This is a genomic window from Rhodococcus sp. (in: high G+C Gram-positive bacteria) (assembly GCF_049286785.1).
Taxonomy (GTDB): Bacteria; Actinomycetota; Actinomycetes; order Mycobacteriales; family Mycobacteriaceae; genus Rhodococcus_F.
This window is the reverse complement of sequence record NZ_JBAQEO010000012.1, coordinates 1-3,027: the sequence shown is the minus strand read 5'-3', so window position 1 is coordinate 3,027 and position 3,027 is coordinate 1. Positions and strand designations below refer to the sequence as shown.

Sequence of the window (3,027 nt, the reverse complement as noted above, 5' to 3'; positions counted from 1 at the left end):
CCCGGTGTGCGAGCGCTCGCACACCGGGCCGACGGAGCAAGATGGAGACTTAGGTGACCTAAGTCGTCGGAGCCCTGTACGGGGCGCTGCGCTGGGCCGGAGAACTCTGAAAGCCACACACCTCTTGCATTCACGGGGAACTGACGCACTATTTTCGCGCGACGAAATTAGGATCGCGGCTATGACGAGTTCGAGATGCCCGCGCTGTGACCGCGAAATCGAGAGCAACACCAGCGCCCTGCACGGGCGGGGCCGGCCGCGGAAGTGGTGCTCGGATGAGTGCCGCAAACTCGCCTCGGAGGAACGCCGGGCGGCTGAGCGCGGTGTCGTCGCGGTGGAGTTGCGCGAGCGGGTGGTCGAAGTCGAGAAGGTGGTGCATCGACCGGCCACAACGGCCGCGTCCATCGACCGCGTACTCAAGGACGATGAGGCGCTGCAGAAGCTGTTGAACACGCTGCGGCACCGCATCAAGGAAGGCAGCTACCGGCCTAACGGTGATCCTGGGATCAGGGCGTGGGTGTTGGGGAGGCTCGCGGCTCCCGTGACCGATCTGCTTGCCCAGATCCACTCGAGCGCCGGCACCACCGCGTACATCGACCCGGCGCAGGCCGTGCAGACGGTGCTCGACTCGCCGCGCTCGTGCCGCGCGGTCCTGGAAGGCCTCGACAGGATGGCCCGGTCCGGCGAGCTCGACGGCGGCCAGCACACCGCCACCCTGCTAGCCCTCGACCGGCTCGCAGCCCACACCCGGCGATAGTCCGGCAGAACAGGCACTGCCGCGGCACCGCTGCGCGCTGCCTTGCCATCGCGGCACCGCTGAACGCTGCCTTGCCATCGAAATGTGTGAACGTTGCTGCGGCCTCCCTCGACATCGTTGCCCCGTCGATCTCCGTCGGCCCACTAGGGGTAGGACAAGCAGTCACAGGGACTAGGGGTAGGACAAGCAGTCACAGGGACATGTCCCAGCTGACCTAACGTCATGTCACGCCCAGGTGATGGACACTGACCTACGTGACCAACCCAGGGCAGACGTTCACGGTGACCACGGCCGCCGAAGCGTGCCAGGTGTCGCGGAAGACAATCACGCGGCGCATTGACCAGCTGCGAGACGGCGGCGCGTACAAAGATGCGGCCGGTGCGTGGGTGATCCCGCTCGGTTCGCTCCTACACGCTGGTCTCAGCCCGGGTAGGCCAGCGTCCCCGGACACCGTCCCAGTCCCTCAGCGGGACACCCAGGGACAGGGGGACAGGGTCTGGTACACCCCCGAGGAAGTCGCGGACCTGCGCAAGCGCGCCGAGGAAGCCGAGGCATTGCGCCGGCGGGCCGAGGTCGCTGAGGCCCTGGCGGCCGAGCGGGAACGGGTGATCGAGGTACAGGCCCGCGCCCTCCGGATGCTTGAGGCAGGTCAGCGGCCGCTCTCTGCCGATGAGACGACGTCAGATGCGGCTCCTGTCCTGCAAGAAGTCCCACGCCGGCAGCGGGGTCCACTCGAACGTCTCGTCGGCAGGTTCGGCCTCTGAGCTGCTGTTTCGTGGAGCAAGTGACTCTTAATCACTGGGTCTACGGCCAAAGTGTTGTGTCGCCGCGCGAATCGACTACGCACTGAGTTGCTGGTTTTTTTCCGCCGACATCCGCGCATCGTGGAGAAGCTTCCCCACAGCACCTGTCGAAATTCCCATTTCCTCGGCGATCTCCCGGTACTTCAACCCCTGCTCTCGCAGTTCTACGGCCCGTCGACGCCGTGCCTCTGCTCGAGCCTCGAACTCCGCGCGAGGCTCGGCAACGACGTTGCGGATAGTGCGTTCAGACACCCCGAGACGTGCCGCCATTTCCTTTGCGGTCTTCGCCCGTCGAACTGGATTTTCAGCAGGCATCACGCCTCCAATTCAGCAAGGATCGCGGCCCGATCTACAGCTCGCCGTTTGTTCGTGGCCACGATCGATTGCCGCCGCTTCTCCGTCATGATTCGGCCGCGGTGAGCTTGTCGTTCACGGTATTTCTGCTCGGTGAAGTTGCGCCAGATCCAGCGGGCAATGGACTGGGCGGTGGCGCGGACCTCATTGAAGGGGAGCGGTTCGGGAAACTCTGTGTTGATTGCGTGGCAGCGTTGAAGCACCAGCTGCTCCCAATCGCGGCTGGTGCCGTTGCGGTGGTGCCACCACTGCGGATAGGCCCAATTGCGGGCGGTGTCGAACATGGTGACATTGCGGCCAAGGCCGGCCGCGCGGTCGGGCCGGCGCGGCATCTGCCGTGGGGTATGGATCGTGGTTAGGTCACGAAGTTCGTAGGGTTGCGCTGGCCCGTAGATCGTTTCCCAGTCAGGGTGAATGGGGTTCTTGGTGAGCTGTCCGCCATATGAGAAGTCGCCGCCTACAGAGACTCTCAGTCCTGCCTCGATGCGTTGAGCGAACCGGAGCGGCTGCAACCGCGCCGAGTCTGTGCGGCAGACAGGAGCGGCGAGCCACCAGCCGAGATGCGCGTACCCCGCATGCGGGCCCTTGATGGTCTGGGCGACCCAGGAGGGCGCCGGGTGGTCGCTGGGCTGTTCGAAGGCACGCATAGCAGCGTCTGGGTTGTCGACGTCGATCACGATGGATCCCAGGAGCGCATGCGGTGAGTGCTCGACGTAGCGCATCGCCAACGCTTCCTCGCGGCTCATGCGGTACTGCCCGCTCTTGACGTTGTTTGTTGCGTACGGCCGATGTGGCAGCAGTACTTCGAGTGCCCATTGATCGTCACTGAGAAGTACCGCCCCCGAGGAATCCATGCGCATACCTTGCATGGGTTAGAGAAATTATTACGGTAGGCACGCCGAGCCATATCAGGTATCCCGCGCCTGGGCCCCCCATCCCGAGCAAACCTCCGACACTGAAATACGGGTACGGCTCGGATTTCGGTAGCAGTGCTGATGCGTTTGGGAGCAGAGCGAGCCATATCAGGTATCCCGCGCCTGGGTCCCCCATCCCGAGCAAACCTCCGACACTGAAATACAGACCGCGGTTGGAGCGACTCACTCAATTTCGTCG

General features: G+C 64.3%; 4 protein-coding genes. 2 read left to right on the top strand and 2 right to left on the bottom strand.

Translation table 11 applies throughout. The annotated features are described in order from the left end of the window. The first annotated feature begins 181 nt into the window (after positions 1-181). Together WAW17_RS00490 and WAW17_RS00485 are read left to right on the top strand one after the other, a co-directional pair. Entirely contained in the window at positions 182-757 is a 576-nt protein-coding gene (locus tag WAW17_RS00490) for a hypothetical protein (RefSeq protein ID WP_422331071.1), read from the top strand. A gap of 254 nt (positions 758-1,011) precedes the next feature. Continuing rightward, a complete protein-coding gene (locus WAW17_RS00485) occupies positions 1,012-1,521 on the top strand; it encodes a hypothetical protein (protein ID WP_422331070.1) in 510 nt (169 codons plus the stop codon). Positions 1,522-1,596: 75 nt separating this feature from the next. Here the strand turns inward: WAW17_RS00485 and WAW17_RS00480 are convergent, their stop codons facing one another. Together WAW17_RS00480 and WAW17_RS00475 are read right to left on the bottom strand one after the other, a co-directional pair. After that, positions 1,597-1,812 carry a sigma factor-like helix-turn-helix DNA-binding protein gene (locus WAW17_RS00480; protein ID WP_422331069.1) on the bottom strand — a complete coding sequence of 72 codons (216 nt, stop codon included), beginning with the start codon at positions 1,810-1,812 and terminating at the stop codon, positions 1,597-1,599. A gap of 62 nt (positions 1,813-1,874) precedes the next feature. Continuing rightward, positions 1,875-2,660, bottom strand: a complete 786-nt coding sequence (locus WAW17_RS00475) for a replication initiation protein (protein WP_422331072.1) — start codon at positions 2,658-2,660, stop codon at positions 1,875-1,877. Positions 2,661-3,027 lie beyond the last annotated feature (367 nt).